The sequence below is a fragment of the Nisaea nitritireducens genome (genome assembly GCF_014904795.1).
Lineage (GTDB): Bacteria > Pseudomonadota > Alphaproteobacteria > Thalassobaculales > Thalassobaculaceae > Nisaea > Nisaea nitritireducens.
This window is the reverse complement of sequence record NZ_JACZFS010000029.1, coordinates 1-16,176: the sequence shown is the minus strand read 5'-3', so window position 1 is coordinate 16,176 and position 16,176 is coordinate 1. Positions and strand designations below refer to the sequence as shown.

13 protein-coding genes and 1 tRNA gene are annotated in these 16,176 nt (G+C 62.5%); 9 read left to right on the top strand and 5 right to left on the bottom strand.

Annotation, left to right across the window (positions count from 1 at the left end; all coding sequences use genetic code 11):
* The first annotated feature begins 3 nt into the window (after positions 1-3).
* Positions 4-1,314, top strand: a complete 1,311-nt coding sequence (locus IG629_RS10255) for a TRAP transporter large permease (RefSeq protein ID WP_193171862.1) — start codon at positions 4-6, stop codon at positions 1,312-1,314.
* Positions 1,315-1,463: 149 nt separating this feature from the next.
* A complete protein-coding gene (locus IG629_RS10250) occupies positions 1,464-2,642 on the top strand; it encodes an acyl-CoA dehydrogenase family protein (protein ID WP_193171861.1) in 1,179 nt (392 codons plus the stop codon).
* 11 nt (positions 2,643-2,653) lie between these two features.
* On the opposite strand, the gene IG629_RS10245 is transcribed toward IG629_RS10250, so the two are convergent.
* Both IG629_RS10245 and IG629_RS10240 read right to left on the bottom strand, forming a co-directional pair.
* The gene (locus IG629_RS10245; protein ID WP_193171860.1) at positions 2,654-3,445 is read right to left on the bottom strand and encodes a DODA-type extradiol aromatic ring-opening family dioxygenase; all 792 of its coding nucleotides are present in this window, start codon (positions 3,443-3,445) and stop codon (positions 2,654-2,656) included.
* A gap of 4 nt (positions 3,446-3,449) precedes the next feature.
* Positions 3,450-3,887: a DoxX family protein gene (locus tag IG629_RS10240; protein WP_193171859.1), complete on the bottom strand. Its 438-nt coding sequence runs from the start codon at positions 3,885-3,887 to the stop codon at positions 3,450-3,452.
* A 126-nt stretch (positions 3,888-4,013) separates the two neighbouring features.
* Here IG629_RS10240 and IG629_RS10235 point away from each other — a divergent pair, with 126 nt between their 5' ends.
* The 7 genes from IG629_RS10235 to IG629_RS10205 all read left to right on the top strand — a co-directional run bounded on the left by IG629_RS10235 (position 4,014) and on the right by IG629_RS10205 (position 10,490).
* Entirely contained in the window at positions 4,014-4,919 is a 906-nt protein-coding gene (locus IG629_RS10235; protein ID WP_226886599.1) for a LysR family transcriptional regulator, read from the top strand.
* 125 nt (positions 4,920-5,044) lie between these two features.
* On the top strand, positions 5,045-5,965 hold the full coding sequence (locus IG629_RS10230) for a phosphate/phosphite/phosphonate ABC transporter substrate-binding protein (RefSeq protein WP_193171857.1): 921 nt from the start codon (positions 5,045-5,047) through the stop codon (positions 5,963-5,965).
* Between the two features lie 201 nt (positions 5,966-6,166).
* On the top strand, positions 6,167-7,024 hold the full coding sequence (phnC, locus tag IG629_RS10225; RefSeq protein WP_028466981.1) for a phosphonate ABC transporter ATP-binding protein: 858 nt from the start codon (positions 6,167-6,169) through the stop codon (positions 7,022-7,024).
* Positions 7,025-7,081: 57 nt separating this feature from the next.
* Positions 7,082-7,999 (top strand): phosphonate ABC transporter substrate-binding protein, encoded by a 918-nt coding sequence (phnD, locus tag IG629_RS10220; protein WP_028466980.1) that lies wholly within the window; start codon positions 7,082-7,084, stop codon positions 7,997-7,999.
* Positions 8,000-8,109: 110 nt separating this feature from the next.
* Positions 8,110-8,949 (top strand): phosphonate ABC transporter, permease protein PhnE, encoded by an 840-nt coding sequence (gene phnE / locus IG629_RS10215; protein ID WP_036554759.1) that lies wholly within the window; start codon positions 8,110-8,112, stop codon positions 8,947-8,949.
* Positions 8,950-8,960: 11 nt separating this feature from the next.
* Entirely contained in the window at positions 8,961-10,301 is a 1,341-nt protein-coding gene (gene phnE / locus IG629_RS10210; protein WP_193171856.1) for a phosphonate ABC transporter, permease protein PhnE, read from the top strand.
* Positions 10,302-10,413: 112 nt separating this feature from the next.
* Positions 10,414-10,490 (top strand) — tRNA-Met (locus IG629_RS10205).
* A 398-nt stretch (positions 10,491-10,888) separates the two neighbouring features.
* Here IG629_RS10205 and IG629_RS10200 read toward each other — a convergent pair.
* The 3 genes from IG629_RS10200 to IG629_RS10190 form a co-directional block, all read right to left on the bottom strand.
* On the bottom strand, positions 10,889-14,461 hold the full coding sequence (locus IG629_RS10200; RefSeq protein WP_193171855.1) for a hydantoinase B/oxoprolinase family protein: 3,573 nt from the start codon (positions 14,459-14,461) through the stop codon (positions 10,889-10,891).
* Between the two features lie 65 nt (positions 14,462-14,526).
* A complete protein-coding gene (locus tag IG629_RS10195) occupies positions 14,527-15,810 on the bottom strand; it encodes a TRAP transporter large permease (RefSeq protein ID WP_193171854.1) in 1,284 nt (427 codons plus the stop codon).
* Positions 15,810-16,176 (bottom strand): TRAP transporter small permease subunit (locus IG629_RS10190; protein WP_193171853.1); only part of this gene is annotated, 367 nt, incomplete at its 5' end. The genes IG629_RS10190 and IG629_RS10195, both read right to left, overlap by 1 nt.

Genomic DNA, 16,176 nt, shown 5'->3' with positions numbered 1-16,176 from the left:
CATATGGAAGATATCTCGATTATTGCCCTGTTCCTGTTCGTCCTCTTCATGCTTCTCGGCACGGGCGTCTGGATCGGGTTGGCACTTCTTGGCGTCGCTTTCGTCGGCATGGAGCTGTTCACCACACGTCCGGTGGGCGACGTGATGATCACCACCGTCTGGACCCACTCCTCATCCTGGACCCTGGCTGCCTTGCCGCTGTTCATCTGGATGGGGGAGGTGCTGTACCGCACGCGCCTGTCTGAGGACATGTTCAGGGGGCTGGCACCGTGGCTGGCGAAACTGCCCGGCGGTCTGATCCACACCAACATCGTCGGCTGTACCGTCTTCGCGGCGGTCTCCGGCTCGTCGGCAGCAACGCTCACCACGGTCGGCAAGATGTCGATCCCGGAGCTGCGCAAGCGGAACTATCCGGAGAAGGTGGTGATTGGAACGCTGGCCGGAGCGGCGACTCTCGGCCTGATGATCCCGCCCTCGCTGACCCTGATCGTCTATGGCGTGACCATCAACGAGTCGATCACCAAACTGTTCATCGCGGGCATCGTTCCGGGCATGGTGCTGGCCTCCATGTTCATGGCGTATGTGGCGATCTATTCGAAAGTTTCGAAGGATTATCATCCGGATGAAGAGCCGGAGATGAGTTTCGCCGCCAAGGTGAAGAACTCGCGTTTCCTGATCCCGGTTCTCTGCCTGATCACGGTGGTGATCGGCTCGATGTATCTCGGTCTCGCCACGGCGACTGAGGCGGCGGCTTTCGGTGTCATCGGCTCGCTCATCCTGGCGGCAAGCCAGGGCTCGCTTTCCTGGCGCACGTTTCGGGAAAGCCTGATGGGGGCAACCCGGACCTCGGCCATGATCGCCCTGATCCTTGCCGGTGCCTCCTTCCTGTCTCTGGCGATGGGCTTCACCGGCCTGCCGCGCGGGCTTGCCAACCTGATTGCCGACATGAATCTCAGCCGGTTCGAGCTGCTGATGGCACTGCTGGTCTTCTACATCGTGCTCGGCTGTTTCCTCGACGGTATCTCGTCGGTGGTGCTGACCATGGCGGTGGTGGAGCCGATGATCCGGCAGGCGGGCATCGACCTGCTCTGGTTCGGCATCTTCATCGTCGTGGTGGTCGAGATGGCACAGATCACGCCGCCGATCGGCTTCAACCTGTTCGTGCTGCAGGGCATGACACGGCACGAGATGGGCTTCATCGCCCGCTGCGCGATCCCGATGTTCCTGATCATGGTGCTGATGGTGTTCGTGCTGATCGGGTTCCCGGAAATCGCCACCTGGCTGCCGGACAACATGCGGCAAGGTCCTTCCTGACCAGCCGACTTCCCACTTCCTGAAAAGGGCGGTCTTCGGGCCGCCTTTTTTATTGCCGCCCCTCCTGCTGGACGGGAACGGAGGAGAGGGTATTCTCTGGCCCCAGAAAGGTCCGGGCCGGAAGTGCGCGGACAGGGGAGGGAGTAACAATGGAATTCTCAACACCGCCGCATATCGCAGATCTGGCGGAAAAGACGCGCCGTTTTATCGCCGAGAAGGTGATCCCGTTCGAGAGCGATCCGCGCTGGACCGCGCACGGGCCGACGGAGGAATTGCGCAAGGAGCTGACGGATCTCGGCAAGGCCGCCGGGCTGTTCGCCCCGCATGCGCCGAAGGAATTCGGTGGCCTCGGCCTCGGGCATCTGGAGCGGGCCTTTGTCTTCGAGGAAGCGGGCTACTCGCTGCTGGGCCCGACGGCCCTGCATTGCGGTGCGCCGGACGAGGGCAACACCCATCTGCTGGAAGTTGCCGCCAGCCCGTCACAGCGGGAGCAGTTTCTTGCTCCATTGGCGAAGGGCGCGCGCTCCTGCTTCGCGATGACCGAGCCGGACGGCGCAGGCGCCGACCCCTCTCTGCTGGCGACCACGGCGAAGGTGGATGGAAACGGCTATGTCATCAATGGCCGGAAATGGTTCATCACCGGTGCCGAGGGCGCGGATTTCGTCATCATCATGGCGAAGATCGAGGATGGCCCGGCGGACGGTGGGGCGACGATGTTCATCGTGCCGAGCGACCGGGCGGGCATCCATCTGGAAACGCAGATGGACACGCTCGACAGCTCCTTTGCCGGTGGGCACTGGGAGATGCGGTTCGAGGATCTCCGGGTGGATCAGGAAGACGTTCTGGGTGAGCCCGGCGGCGGCTTCCGGCAAGCCCAGGTCCGGCTCGCCCCGGCCCGACTGACCCATTGCATGCGCTGGCTCGGCTCCGCCCGCCGGGCGCACGATACGGCGCTGGACTATGCGAACCGCCGGGAAGTGTTCGGCCAGAAGCTCGGCAAGCACGAGGGTGTCGGCTTCATGCTGGCGGATAACGAGATGGATATCCGCACCGCCCGGCTGTCCCTGATGCAGGCGGCCTGGCTGCTGGATCAGGGTGACAATGCGGCGGAAGAAAGCTCGATGGCCAAGGTGCAATGCTCCGAGGCGATCTGGCGTATCGTCGACAATGCGGTGCAGATCCTCGGCGGCGCCGGCACCAGTGCCCACCTGCCGGTGGAGCGGATCTTCCGCGAGGTGCGGGGCTTCCGGATCTATGACGGTCCGTCTGAGGTGCATCGCTGGTCACTCGCCCGCAAGGCCCTGAAGCGGGCCGACGGGCGAGCGTAGAAGGTCTTTGCCTAGGCGGCAGCCTGGCTGCCGCCGAAAGCATAGGCCGACATGCTGATGGAGCCGTGGCTGTAGCTGCCATGCAGCTTGCGCCCGGCTTCTCCGGCCCCGGCCCCTGCAGCGACATAAAAAGGCAGGAAATGTTCCGGCGTCGGATGCGCCCGGCGGCTGGTCTCCGGTGCTTCCGGGAACTGCATCAGGCTGTCCCAGTCCCCGGCTTCGACCGCAGAGGAGACCCAATCATCGAAGGCGGTGGCCCAGACCGGGGGCGGTGTGCCCTCGGCACCAAGTTCCCGCAGATTATGGGTCACAGAGCCGGAGCCGACGATCAACACGTCCCGGTCACGCAGCGGGGCGAGCGCACGGCCGATCTCGAAATGTTGCCGCGCCGTGCCGCCCTGCACCAGCGAGAGCTGGACAACGGGGATATCGGCATCCGGATAGGCCAGAGAGAGCGGAACCCAGGCACCGTGGTCGAAACCGCGTTCCGGGTCCCTTGCCGCCGCGACCCCTTGATCTGCCAGAAGATGATCCACCCAGTCGACCAGGTCGGAGGCTGTCCGGGCGGGATACCGGATGCGGTAAAGCGCGTCCGGAAACCCGAAGAAGTCATGCACCGTTTCCGGGGCTTCGGCTGTGGTCAGAGTAGGCTGTGCCGCTTCCCAATGGGCCGAGACGATGAGGATCGCCGCCGGGCGCTCGACCCGGCTGCCCAGCGTCCCGAGAAAGTCTTTCGAGACGTGAGTGCTGAGCAGCAGGTCGGGGGCGCCGTGCGGCAGAAAGAGGCTGGGCAGGCTTGCCATGGATCTAGCTCTGCCGGGCGAAGCTGTCGGGTGTCAGGGTCAGGATCTTCGGCGTGCGCACTGCATAGGCGCCGTCACCGAGCAGGGCCTGAACCACGAGAGTAGCCGCCCAGAATGCCGGGAATTCCCAGCCGCCGTTCGGGTTCGTGTAGAGCCAGCCGTTCGCGCCATGCACCATGAAGACGGCACCGAGCAGGATCGGCAGGGTGGCGATGGAGACCAGCCGGGTGGCGAAACCGGCTATCAGCGCGATACCGCCACCGACTTCGGCGAGGATGGTCAGGTAGGCGAAGATGGCCGGCAGGCCGATGCTGTCGAAAAAGCCAACAGTGCCGGCCGGGGTGAAGACAAAGATCTTGAGAGCGCCATGGGCGAGGAAGAGCACGCCGAGGGAGACGCGGAGGATGAGCGCTGCATAAGGCGCGGTGTTCTGGTTGGTCATCGGATCGTCCTTTCGTTCAGGTGAAAGGGCGGCACACCGCGCCGCCTGTCCGACATAGTTAATTGCTATCCATTATCGCCATAAGCGCTCTATTGATTGAATTAATATAAACGTTATGTTGCCAATATGGATTCCATAGAGCAAATGCGGATGTTCTCGGCCGTGGCCGGCACGATGTCCTTCTCGAAGGCAGCCGCTCGCCTCGGTACCAGTGCCCAGAATGTCAGCAAGAACATCCGGGCGCTTGAAGATAGCCTTGGGGTTCTGCTGCTGAACCGGACGACGCGGGTCGTCACCCTTACGGAAAGCGGCAGAGCCTATCTGCCCCGCTGCAACCGGGTGGTCGAGGAGTTCGACGAGTTGCGTTCGGTGATGCGGGATGAAGGCGCCGCGCCGAGCGGTAATCTCGTCGTCACCGCACCGGTGCTGTTCGGCGAGATGTATCTGATGGCGGCGGTCGAGAAATATCTGGCGGCCAATCCAGCCGTGAGCATCGATCTCCGGCTGAGCGACCAGCATTTGTCCCTGATCGACGAGGGCGTCGACCTTTCGGTCCGTATCGGCGTTCTGCAGGATTCGACACTGATCGCGAAACGGCTCGGCGAAACCCGGCTGATCACCTGCGCGGCGCCTTCCTATCTGGATCAGGCTGGCCGCCCGGCGCATCCGGACGAGCTTCCGGCGCACAGCTGCGTTTTCGACACCAACCGCCGGACGCCGGGACAATGGTCGTTTTGCGATGGCGGGAAAAGCCTGACAGTGAACATCCGGCCGCGTGTCCGGGTGAACAGTGCTTCCGCCGTCAGGAGGTTGCTGCTGTCCGGCGAGGGCATCGGGATCGTGCCGAGTTTCGTCGTCGCTGACGACTTGCGCAGCGGGCGTCTGGAGGCATTGCTGGAGCCGTTTGAGGACCGCAGTCTGCCAGTGTCTTTGCTATACCTCGCCAACCGCCACCTGTCGCGGAAGGTCCGGTCCTTCATCGGCTTCATAGAAGCCGAAATCGCGGCCATGGAAGACTGGAACGCGGTCTGACGCAACGATTCCGGCACCGTCATCAAACGGTCAAGCTCTTCGGTTAAAGTCTTCCGACTTGCAGGGTGTATTCCGTATCCCGGAGCTGGTATGCGGCTGGCTTCCGAACGAGAATGGATGGAACGATGCGACAGGCATTTGCGCGTGCAGTGATTGCGGCGACCAGCATTGCCGCTTTTGCAGGGTTTCTGTTTTCAGCTCCGGCAGCCGAAGCCGACGTTCTCCGGATCGGCGTGCTGGGCGGCAAGGCTGTCTCGGACGATTTCGCCGCCCAGAAATGTCTGGCGCATGACCTTGCGGACGGTCTCGCCGCGCCGGTGCAGATCCTGGCCCTGGCTTCCGGAGACGAATTGAGGCAGGCGCTGATCGTCGGCGCTGTCGATATGACTGTCCTCTCGACCCGGGAATACAGCGCTCTCTGGCGGACGAACCCGGGGTCGGTGCAGCCAGTGCTGGCCACGCTCGGTCGTGGTGGCTCCATGGGATACCGCGCGGTGGCGCTGTCCCGTCCCGATGCCCTTATCGCCGGGCTCGAAAACCTGAAAGGCAAGAACATCGGATTTGCGGATCGGCGCTCCATGCCGGGCTATTTCGTGCCGTCCGTCGCGCTCGAACGCGCGGGTCTGAATACCGAACGGGATCTGAAGTCAGTTCAGTTCGGCGGTGGCTATCACGCTACGCTCACAGCGCTGGAAAGCGGCGCCGTTGATGCGGCGCTGACCTGGCGCTCCGATGCAGGCTCCGATTCTGTATCAGGGGCCGGGCCGCTGCAGCGTTTCCAGGTCACCTCGGATGCGAACTTTACTGAATTCTGGCGCTCGCCGCTGATGCCGAACGGTCCCGTGGTTCTGCGCAAGGCGCTCCCGGAAGAGATCAAAAAGATCGTGACCGATCGGATCGCGGCCCTTGGCGAGACGGCGCCGGATTGCCTGGCAATGGCTTTCGGCCTGCCGGTTACGGGGGTGTTCCCGGTCACGCATGCCGACTACGAGACTTTCATCGCCGCCGACCACAAGCGCATTTCGCTGTCCGTCGCAAGCAACTGAACTCCCGCCTCACTCTGACGGCTTCATGAAACTGAAGCAAAAGAGTCACGAGAACGACCCGCTCGATTGATACCAACGCTGCAATCGGATCTCGCGCGGTGTGATCTCTCCAGCCGTGTTGTCCGAGTTGCCGGTCGCCCTTGTGACCGGTCCAGACGGGCTGTTCTCAGCCCCGCACGGCGCGAGACTCAGAGGTAAGGCATGATCGAATTCAAAAACGTTACCAAGGCTTTCGGCAACATGGTCGCGGTTGATTCCGTGACTTTCACTGTCGACAAACCGCAGATGATCGGCGTCATCGGCCGCTCCGGCGCCGGGAAGTCGACCTTCCTGCGGCTGTTCAACCGTCTGACTTCCGCCACGTCCGGGCAGATCCTCGTAGAGGGTACCGACGTGCTCAGTCTGAAAGGCAATGCCAAGCGGCGTTGGCAGAAGGACTGTGCGATGATTTTCCAGCAGTTCAATCTGGTTCCGCGCCTCGATGTCGTCACCAATGTGATGCTCGGCCGGCTGAACCAGCAGGGCACGCTGCGTTCCATGTTCAAGATCTTCTCCCAGCAGGATATCGACGATGCGCTGGCCGCTCTCGACCGCCTCGGCCTGGCCGAGCGGGCCTTGCAGCGGGTGGAGACCATGTCCGGCGGACAGCAGCAGCGCGTGGCTATCGCCCGTGGCCTGATGCAGGCGCCGAAGATCATTCTTGCCGACGAGCCGATTGCCTCGCTCGATCCGTTGAGCGCCGAGGTGGTCATGGGCTCGCTCCGGGAGATCCATGACCGCGACGGTATTACCGTGATGTGCAACCTGCACACACTCGATACCGCGCGCAGCTATTGCGACCGGGTTATCGGCATGAGCCAGGGCAAGGTGGTTTTCGACGGCACGGCCGACGAGCTGACCCCGGAAGCGGCGCGCGAGATTTATGGCGCCGACGAGGCTCTGAACGAGGCGGTGACCTCCACAAGCATTTCGGCCGGCGCCTCCGCGCGGGCCAAATCCGATCCCTCAGTACCGGGCCATGGGGCCACGGTTGCTGAGGCGAATGCTGCCACGGCCTGATTAGCGGCTACCGCCGGTGTTCCGTGACAGCAATTCCAACCTAGGGAGTATTTAGGGATGAATTTCGTTCGCAATTTTGCGGTGGCCGCAGCCGTCGCCATGACGACGTTCGGCGCCGTCAATGTCCATGCCGAAGACAAGATCTCCGAGTTCCGCATCGGCGTGCTCGGCGGTGAGAACCAGTCCGACCGTATGCGCTCCAACGAGTGCGTCCGGAGCAAAGTCGAAGCGCTGCTCGGCGTGCCGACGAAGATCTTCGCACCGGCCGACTATAACGGTGTCATCGAAGGCCTGATCGGCCGTAACCTCGACATGGCCTGGCTCGGCGCGTCCGGTTATGCCAAGACCTACATCACGGACCCGGAAGCTGTTGAGCCGGTCCTGGTGAAGATCAATGTCGACGGTTCCATGGGCTACCACTCGATCGGCTTTGCCCGCGTTGACAGCAACATCACGTCCCTCGACGATATGAAGGGCAAGAAGTTCGGTTTCGGCGATCCGAACTCCACCTCCGGCTACCTGATCCCGTCCATCGAAATCCCGGCTGCCGGTTTCCCGATGGAAAGCGGCAAGTATTTCGGTGAAGTCGTCTTCACCGGCGGTCACGAGCAGACCATCGTTGCGGTCGCCAACGGCGACATCGACGCCGGCGTGACCTGGGCCGACGGCCTGGGTGCCTGGGAAGAAGGCTACAACAGCGGCGCCCTGCGCAAAGCTGCCGATGCCGGTCTCGTCGACATGACCCAGCTCGTGCAGATCTGGAAGTCCAAGGTGATCCCGGAAGGCCCGGTCGTGCTCCGCAAGGATCTGCCGTCCGACGTCAAGCTGAAGGTGACGGGCCTGATCGCCGGTCTCTCTTCCCTCGATCCGGAATGCGCTTACAGCTTCATGGCCGGTGAAATCAAGGGCATGGCCCCGGTTTCCCACGAGACCTACGAAGTCATCATCGAAGCGCGCAAGCGGAAGATGAAGTAAGGCACTGCCTTACTGACTGAACACGGGCCGGGATCGCCAATGTGCGGTCCCGGCCACGTTCCGGACCCCGGGTCCGAAAATCTCAAGTTTCCAAATTGCAGGACATACTCATGGTCGAAGTGATGCGCCAGGAAGTGCTCGCGCTCGAAGGGCGCCGACGGCTTTATACCGGGCTTTCCCTCGCGCTGCTGCTCGCCGTCGTGCTCTCCGGCTACAGCGAGGCCTCGGCACTCAATTCCGGCGGTTTCCTGCAGGGGCTGTCCAAGTTCTTCGACTACCCGGCGCAGATCGTCATGCAGGCCTGGGATCAGGGATGGGCCTTCTGGGCCCTCTTCCCGAAATTCCTGCCGGCCCTGATCGAGACCCTGAACATCGCGGCCGTGGCCACGCTTATCGGCGCTGTCTTCGCCATGATCCTGTCGCTGCTTTCCAGCCGTAACCTGGAGGTCCCTCCGGCCGTCATTCCGGTCGTGCGGCGCATCATGGATATCATGCGCGCCTTCCCGGAGCTGATCATCGCCCTGTTCCTTATCTTCGTGCTCGGCGCCAGCCCGGTGCCGGCCGCCATAGCGGTTGCCTTCCACACCTCCGGCGCGCTCGGCAAGCTGTTCTCCGAGGTGAACGAAAATATCGACGTGAAGCCGCTGGAAGGCCTGAAGGCCGTCGGCGGTAACTGGCTGCAGCGTGTCCGCTTCGGGGTCATCCCGCAGGTTCTGCCGAACTACAGTAGCTATTTCCTGCTGCGTTTCGAGATCAATGTGCGCGCTTCCGCCATCCTCGGCTTTGTCGGCGCCGGTGGTATCGGCACCGAGTTGAGCCGGGCCATCGGCTGGGGCGCCGGGTCCGAGACCGCTGCACTCTTCCTCATGCTGTTCCTGTCGATCGTCGCCATCGACCAGCTCTCATCCTATCTCCGTCGGCATTTCGTCGGCGCCGACAATTTCAGCTAGGGGAGGCGGATATGGCTGTCATTTCCGATCAGGGCGCCGCTGTTATGGCCGAGCCGGTTCGTATCTCGGTGAAAAAGGCCTCTGCCGTGCCGATGCTGTTGCTGGCTGGCGTGGTGCTTTACCTGTTCTATGCCTGGACCGCGTTCGATATCACGGCACTGCTCGCCCGCGCCCAGCTCTCGAAGGGCGCGCTGCTGATTTCCGATGCTGTCGCCTACAAGACCCACGTGACCAAGAATTTCCGCCGGGGTGACTTTGAAGTCGCCATCGAAGGGGAACGGCACGCGACTTTCAAGACGTTGCCGGACTGGGTGACGGGGGATGCCAATAAATTCACTGTTGATCTCGGCGAGGGCTATGTCGTCCGGGTCGAGGACAAGAGTCTCGCTTTCGAGGTGCCGGATTACGGCATCATCCGGTCGAAACTTGTGGATGGGAAGATCGTCACACAGGTGCCGGACGGCCCGGTGCCGGAGTGGCTGAAAATCCGTGACGTGAAATTCGAGGCCCGCCCGACCTTCTCCCGCAGGGTGCAGTTCACCCGGGCCAAGCTGGAGATCCACAAGTTCCAGTATGGCTGGGAAAATTTCTGGTTTCCTTTCACCTCCGAGCTGCACGGCAAGAGCTTTGGAGAGCTGGTCTCGCTCGCCACCTCGGATGATCGGCTGAACCCGGACCAGGCGAACTGGCAATACATCCTGTCGAGTTTCTGGGGCAATCCGGAATGGCAGCACGGCCATGTCGCCGTGGCCCTGTTCGAAACGATCCTGATGGCGGTTCTCGGCACCGTGACGGCGGCCTTCTGTGGCCTGCCGCTGGCCTTCGTGGCGGCTTCGAACTTCAATCCAAACAGCACAGTCCGCTTCGTGGTGCGCCGGGTATTCGATTTCGTCCGCGGCATCGACATGCTGATCTGGTCACTGATCTTCATCCGGGCCTTCGGTCTGGGCCCGCTGACCGGCTCGCTCGCCATCGCCTTCACCGACACCGGCTCGCTCGGCAAGCTGTTCTCGGAGGCACTGGAGAATATCGACCGTAAGCAGGTGGAGGGCGTCGGCGCCACGGGTGCGAACCGCTGGCAGCGCTACCGCTTCGGCGTGATCCCGCAAATCCTGCCGGTCTTCACCTCGCAGTTCCTCTATTACGTGGAATCCAATACCCGTTCGGCCACGGTGATCGGCGCGCTCGGCGCCGGCGGCATCGGCCTTGTCCTGGTGGAGACCATGCGGACCTCGCGGGACTGGGAAAACACCTTCTATATCATCAGCCTGATCATCGTCATGGTGTTCATGATGGACGGTGCCTCAAGCTGGCTGCGGCGCAAGCTGATCGCTGGCGGGGAGAGCCGGTAAAGAATTCAGCCGGGCAGGGCACCCCTCTGTTGACAAGCCCCGCCCGGCTCGCCTATATGCGTGCTTCCGCGCGGACAAGACGGCTTCGGCCATGCCCTCGCGAGCCCCATGGGGCGGAGTAGCTCAGCTGGTTAGAGCAGCGGAATCATAATCCGCGTGTCGGGGGTTCAAGTCCCTCCTCCGCTACCATTTTTCTTCCTATGCATTGTTTTATAAAGCTAGTTTTCTATTCTGGAATGTTGTCCCAACATTTTCACCAACGAAGACGCGCCCGTCTGAACTGGTCCTCGGCATCTTGTTTCCAGCTTTTCAGATCGCCGGTCGATCAAGTGACCGGGGCTCCTGATCGCCATCAGCGCTCGATGACCGGGGGGCTGGGGATTCCTGATTCCGAGCCCAGTGGAAACATGGGGTGGAAATGCGGCCATCGGCCTCTGACCGCACCCCTAGTCGTGTCGTGGTCCCCAGACCTTGCAAGCTCGGTACGCACCAATCTCACGATTGGGTGCCGTCCGGGACTGGTGGCGGCGACCAAAGCATAATTCCCTGTGTCCCGGCCTAGGCGTGTGCACCGTATCTGGATTATATTAGGACGACGGCGCTCCCCATCCGCCACCGGACGGGGTTTGCATGACGAAAAGGTCACCGGCGTGGACCTCGTTCTGATCGTTGCCGGCATGTTCTACCCGGGTTCCGTCAGCTCTGACGATCCATTCGCGGCCCACTTCGCCGGGTCCGCCGCCAGGCCCGGCAAAGGGCGGTATGCGGCGATGCGAGCAGAGCGTTGTGACCGTCATGTCTTCGAAAAAGCGCATCTTGCGGGTAATCCCGTCACCGCCGTGCCAGCGCCCGGTGCCGCCCGAGCCGCGCCGGATTGACCATTCTTCCAGCCTTACGGGGAAGCGATGTTCCAGGACCTCCGGGTCCGTCCCCCTTGTATTGGTCATATGTGTCTGCACGGCCGAGCAGCCGTCAAAGCCTGGGCCCGCGCCCGTGCCGCCGCAGATTGTCTCGTAGTTCTGGATATGATCGTTGCCCCAGACATAATTGTTCATGGTCGCCTGGGAGCCTGCCATGGCGCCAAGTGCGCCCATTAGGGCATTGCAGGCAAGCTGGCTGACTTCGGTGTTGCCGGCAATCACCGCCGAGGGGTAGCGGGCATTCACCATCGAGCCTTCCGGGGCGATGATCTTCAGCGGCTTGAAGCAGCCCTCGTTCAGGGGAATAGGAGCGCCGACAAGGGTGCGGAATACATAGAGGACGACAGCGTGACACACGGCGAGCGGGGCGTTGTAGTTCAAGGCGTTTGACGCCGTGCCAGTGAAATCGATTTCCGCCGCGCGCCGCTCATGATCGACCCGGACGGCGACGCGGATGAAGGAACCGTTATCAAGCTCGTAGTCGAAAGACCCGTCCTTCAGGGCGTCGATCACACGGCGCACGCATTCCTCGGCATTGTCCTGCACGTGCCCCATATAGGCATGCACCGTTTCCAGTCCGAACTGGGAGATCATCTTCGCGACTTCCCGCGCGCCGGTTTCGTTCGCCGCCACCTGGGCCGCTAGATCGGCCATGTTCTCATTGATGTTCCGGCACGGGTAGGGGCCGGACCCAAGCAGAGCGCGGGTTTCGGCTTCCCGGAACCGGCCGCCGTCGATCATCTTGAAATTGTCGATCAGCACGCCTTCTTCCTCGATGTGACGGCTGTCGGGCGGCGCGGAGCCGGGCGTCTTGCCGCCGATATCCGCATGGTGGCCGCGGGAGGCGACATAGAAGATCGGTTTTCCGTTGTCGAAGACCGGCGTGACGACGGTCACATCGGGAAGGTGTGTGCCGCCGTTGAACGGCGCGTTGAGAACGTAAACGTCGCCTTCCTTCATGTCCGGATTGAGCCGGATCACGGTGCGTATGGATTCGGACATGGACCCGAGATGCACCGGCACATGTGGCGCATTCGCGACGAGGTCTCCGCCAGGTCCAAAGAGGGCGCAGGAGAAATCGAGCCTTTCCTTGATATTCACCGAATAGGCCGTGTTCGCCAGGGTCGCGCCCATCTGCTCGGCAATGGACATGAAGAGATTGTTGAATACCTCGAGCATCACGGGATCGGCGCTGGAGCCGACAGCTTCCGCCCGGATCATCGGAACGGTACGCGTGAGAATGAGATGCCCCCATTCGTCGACCGCGGCTTGCCAGCCCCGTTCGATCACATTGGTGCCTGTCGGCTCCTTGATGATTGCTGGCCCGTCGACGGTCTGACCGGACGTCATGCTTTCACGGTCATAGAGCGGCGTCGCCTTGCCGCCGAAATGGCTGTCGATCTGATCGACGGCAGACGGCGTGCCTTCGCCGGCCGGAAATGTCTCGGCGGTGATTTCCGCCGCGCCGCCGACGGCCTCGACGGCGAGTGCCTCGAAAACCAGCTCGCGCTCACCTGCGGCGAAGCCGAAGCGGGCCCGGTGCGCTACTTCGAATCCCGCACGCAACGCAGCTTCGTCGCCGAACGGGACTTCCAAGGCCTGGTGCGAGCCGCGATAGCGCAGATGCGCCCGTCGTTCAACGCGGATCGCCGTGCTGGCGACGCCCTGTCTCTCGACCTCTGAGACGGCCTCTGCGGCGGCCTCCTTGAGCGCGGCCTCAGCCGCGGTGACTGATGAGATCGGCGCATCGAACTGGCGCTCACGCAGGGCGCGGATCTCCGCCAGACCCATGCCATAGGCAGAAAGCACACCGGCGAAGGGGTGCACGAAGACGGTCTCCATGCCGAGGGCGTCCGCAACGGCACAGGCATGCTGACCGCCGGCGCCGCCAAAGCATTGCAGCGTGTATTTCGTGACATCGTATCCGCGCTGAACGCTGATCTTCTTGATCGCGTTCGCCATGTTCTCCACGGCAATCCGCAGGAAGCCCTCGGCAAGGTCCTCCGGCGTCCGGACGGCAGCACCGGTCTCGGCGGCGATGTCCCTGGAAAGCGCCTCGAACTTTTCCCGCACGATGACGGCATCCAGAGGCTGATCCGCGTCGGGGCCGAAGACGGCGGGAAAATGCGATGGCTGCAGCTTGCCGAGCATCACATTGCAGTCGGTCACGGTCAGCGGTCCGCCACGCCGGTAGCAGGCCGGGCCCGGATCGGCGCCGGCACTGTCCGGACCGACCTGGAAGCGTCCGTCGCGGAAATGCAGGATCGATCCGCCGCCTGCCGCCACCGTGTGAATGTTCATCATCGGAGCCCGCATGCGGACGCCCGCGACTTCGGTCTCAAAGGACCTCTCGTAGGTTCCTGCATAATGGCAGACATCCGTCGAGGTGCCGCCCATATCGAACCCGATCAGGCGGTCATAACCGGCAAGCGCGCCGGTCTTCACCATTCCGACGACGCCGCCGGCCGGCCCGGACAGGATGGCGTCCTTGCCCTGGAACAGCGTCGCGTCCGTCAGACCGCCGTTCGATTGCATGAACATCAGCTTTCCCTCGCCCCCGAGCGCGTCGGAAACCTGGTTCACATAGCGGAGGAGGATCGGCGAGAGATAGGCGTCAACCACGGTCGTGTCGCCACGCGGGACGAGTTTCATCAGCGGCGAGACCTGGTGCGATGCGCTGATCTGCCCGAAACCTTCCTCGGCGGCGATGGCGGCGATGCGGGCCTCGTGCACCGGATTGAGGTAGCTGTGCATGAAGGCGATGGCGACACTGTCGATGCCGTCTGTCTTCGCCTTTCTGAGCGCGGCGCGCGCACTCTCCTCGTCGAGCGGCGTCACAGTCTCGCCATCGGCATCCAGCCGCTCGTGAACTTCGACCACCCGTTCATAGAGCAGTTCCGGCAGCGTGATGTGAAGGTCGAAGATCCGCGGGCGCGCCTGGTGTCCGATCCGGAGCAGATCACCGAAGCCCTCGGTGATAAGGAGCAAGGTGCGGTCGCCCTTGCGCTCGAGAAGGGCATTGGTGGCAACGGTCGTTCCCATCTTCACGGACTCGATGGTGCCCGCGGGGACGGGGGCGCCTTTGGTCAATCCCAGAAGGTCCCGGATACCCTGAACGGCGGCGTCTCTGTAGCGCTCGGGGTTTTCGGACAGCAGCTTGTGGGTGACGAGTGTCCCGTCTGGTTTCTGCGCCACGATATCGGTGAAGGTGCCGCCGCGGTCGACCCAGAATTGCCACATCACAGAATTCCTCCGTTGCGCTTCTTGCGCACGATTTTAGAGAGTTTGGTCAGGTAGATAATTGCTTAATAGAAGAGGCTGGGAAGCCAGAGAGCGACATCGGGAAACATCAACAGCACAGCGATCATCGCAAACATCGTCAAGACAAAAGGCGCCGCTCCGATCATGACATCGGTCAATTCGCCGCGTTCGCGCACGCCCTGAACCACGTAAAGATTGATGCCGATCGGCGGCGTGATAAGCGCGGTCTCCAGCAGGACCATGAGCAGGATCCCGAACCAGACCGGATCGAACCCGAGCGTTATCACGATCGGTGTGATCAGCGGGGCGACGGTGAGAAGCATGGAAAGTGTCTCCATGAAACAGCCGACGACGATGAGAACCCCGATCAGCATCAGCATCGTTTGCATCGGCGAGAGACCGAGGCCGGTGACGAAATCCGCGAGTGCCTGGGTCAGGCCGATCACCGACAGGACAAAGTTCAGAAAGACGGCGGCGAGGATGATCAGCAGGATCATCGAGGTTGTCCGCATGGTGCCCTCGACTGCCACCCTGATCATATCCAGCGACAGCGAGCCGTTCGCCCAAGAGAGCCCCAGAGCGGCGACGACGCCCAGCGCAGCGGCTTCCGTCGGTGTCGCGACGCCCGCATATATCGAGCCGACCACAACCAGGAAGATGCCGATCGGCGGCAAGAGCGAGGGCAGAGCGTCGATCCGGTCATCCCACGTGGCCACGACGGGTTCTCCACCCCATGCCGGCTTCGCAATGCAGAGTAAGATGACCGTCACCATGAAGAGCGCGGCCAGCAGGAAGCCGGGAATGAAACCTGCGAGGTAGAGTTCCGGAACCGAAGTGTCCGTCAGCAGACCGAAGAGTATCAGGTTGATCGAAGGGGGGATGAGAATGCCAAGCGTGCCCCCCGCGGCAATGGTCCCGAGAAATATACGCTCGTTGTAACCGCGCTTCTCGATCTCCGGGATGGCGACTGTGCCGATGGTCGCAGCAGTTGCGACGGAGGAGCCGGATGTTGCGGCAAAGAGCGCGCACGAGCCGGTATTGGCGTGCATCAGCCCGCCGGGCAACCAGCCGAGCCAGGTGACGATGCCGGCATACATCTTCGCAGCGATTCCGGAACGCAGCAGGATTTCACCAAGCAGGACAAACATGGGGATCGCGACCAGCAGGAAGTCGGTCCCTGTCTGCCAGACCATGTCGCCCAGCGCGCGATGCAGCGGCATCGGGCTTTCGAGGTACTGCAGGGTCAGACCGAGCCAGCCCAGCGCGGCTGCGACGGGAACGGCCAGTGCGATGAGGCCCAGAAGGATCAGAAGCGTCTTGGCAAGCATCAGGCTGTCTCGTCTTTGATCTGTTCGTCCAGGGTTTTCACGCCGATCCGCCGCTCCGCCTCGGCCATCCCCCCCGTGAGCGTGGTGAACAGCATGCCGAAGAACAGCAAAAGGCCGCAGGCGACAAAGTAGATCCAGCCTGCCAGCCAGGGGATCTGGGGGATGGCGAGAGGCGTGCGCATTGGCGTGATCGAGCGGGAGCCATGCTGCAATGTGTCGGCGACAAGTCCCCAAGCCATCCAGGTTACAATTCCGGCAAAGCCGATGAGCAGTGCGAGCCCGAAGAAATTGAGAAACATCCTTAAAGAGCGCGGCAGGATCAGAAAAAGGGCGTCGATCCGAATATGGGCGCGCTCGAAGAGCGCG

Excerpts from the sequence above, each read along its gene's own strand:
- IG629_RS10195 (WP_193171854.1), bottom strand. The coding sequence starts at position 15,810 with ATGCTTGCCAAGACGCTTCTGATCCTTCTGGGCCTCATCGCACTGGCC.
- IG629_RS10245 (WP_193171860.1), bottom strand. The coding sequence starts at position 3,445 with ATGGCAAGCCTGCCCAGCCTCTTTCTGCCGCACGGCGCCCCCGACCTG.
- IG629_RS10200 (WP_193171855.1), bottom strand. The coding sequence starts at position 14,461 with ATGTGGCAATTCTGGGTCGACCGCGGCGGCACCTTCACCGATATCGTG.
- IG629_RS10250 (WP_193171861.1), top strand. The coding sequence starts at position 1,464 with ATGGAATTCTCAACACCGCCGCATATCGCAGATCTGGCGGAAAAGACG.
- phnD (WP_028466980.1), top strand. The coding sequence starts at position 7,082 with ATGAATTTCGTTCGCAATTTTGCGGTGGCCGCAGCCGTCGCCATGACG.
- IG629_RS10240 (WP_193171859.1), bottom strand. The coding sequence starts at position 3,887 with ATGACCAACCAGAACACCGCGCCTTATGCAGCGCTCATCCTCCGCGTC.
- IG629_RS10235 (WP_226886599.1), top strand. The coding sequence starts at position 4,014 with ATGGATTCCATAGAGCAAATGCGGATGTTCTCGGCCGTGGCCGGCACG.
- phnC (WP_028466981.1), top strand. The coding sequence starts at position 6,167 with ATGATCGAATTCAAAAACGTTACCAAGGCTTTCGGCAACATGGTCGCG.
- phnE (WP_036554759.1), top strand. The coding sequence starts at position 8,110 with ATGGTCGAAGTGATGCGCCAGGAAGTGCTCGCGCTCGAAGGGCGCCGA.
- IG629_RS10230 (WP_193171857.1), top strand. The coding sequence starts at position 5,045 with ATGCGACAGGCATTTGCGCGTGCAGTGATTGCGGCGACCAGCATTGCC.
- phnE (WP_193171856.1), top strand. The coding sequence starts at position 8,961 with ATGGCTGTCATTTCCGATCAGGGCGCCGCTGTTATGGCCGAGCCGGTT.
- IG629_RS10255 (WP_193171862.1), top strand. The coding sequence starts at position 4 with ATGGAAGATATCTCGATTATTGCCCTGTTCCTGTTCGTCCTCTTCATG.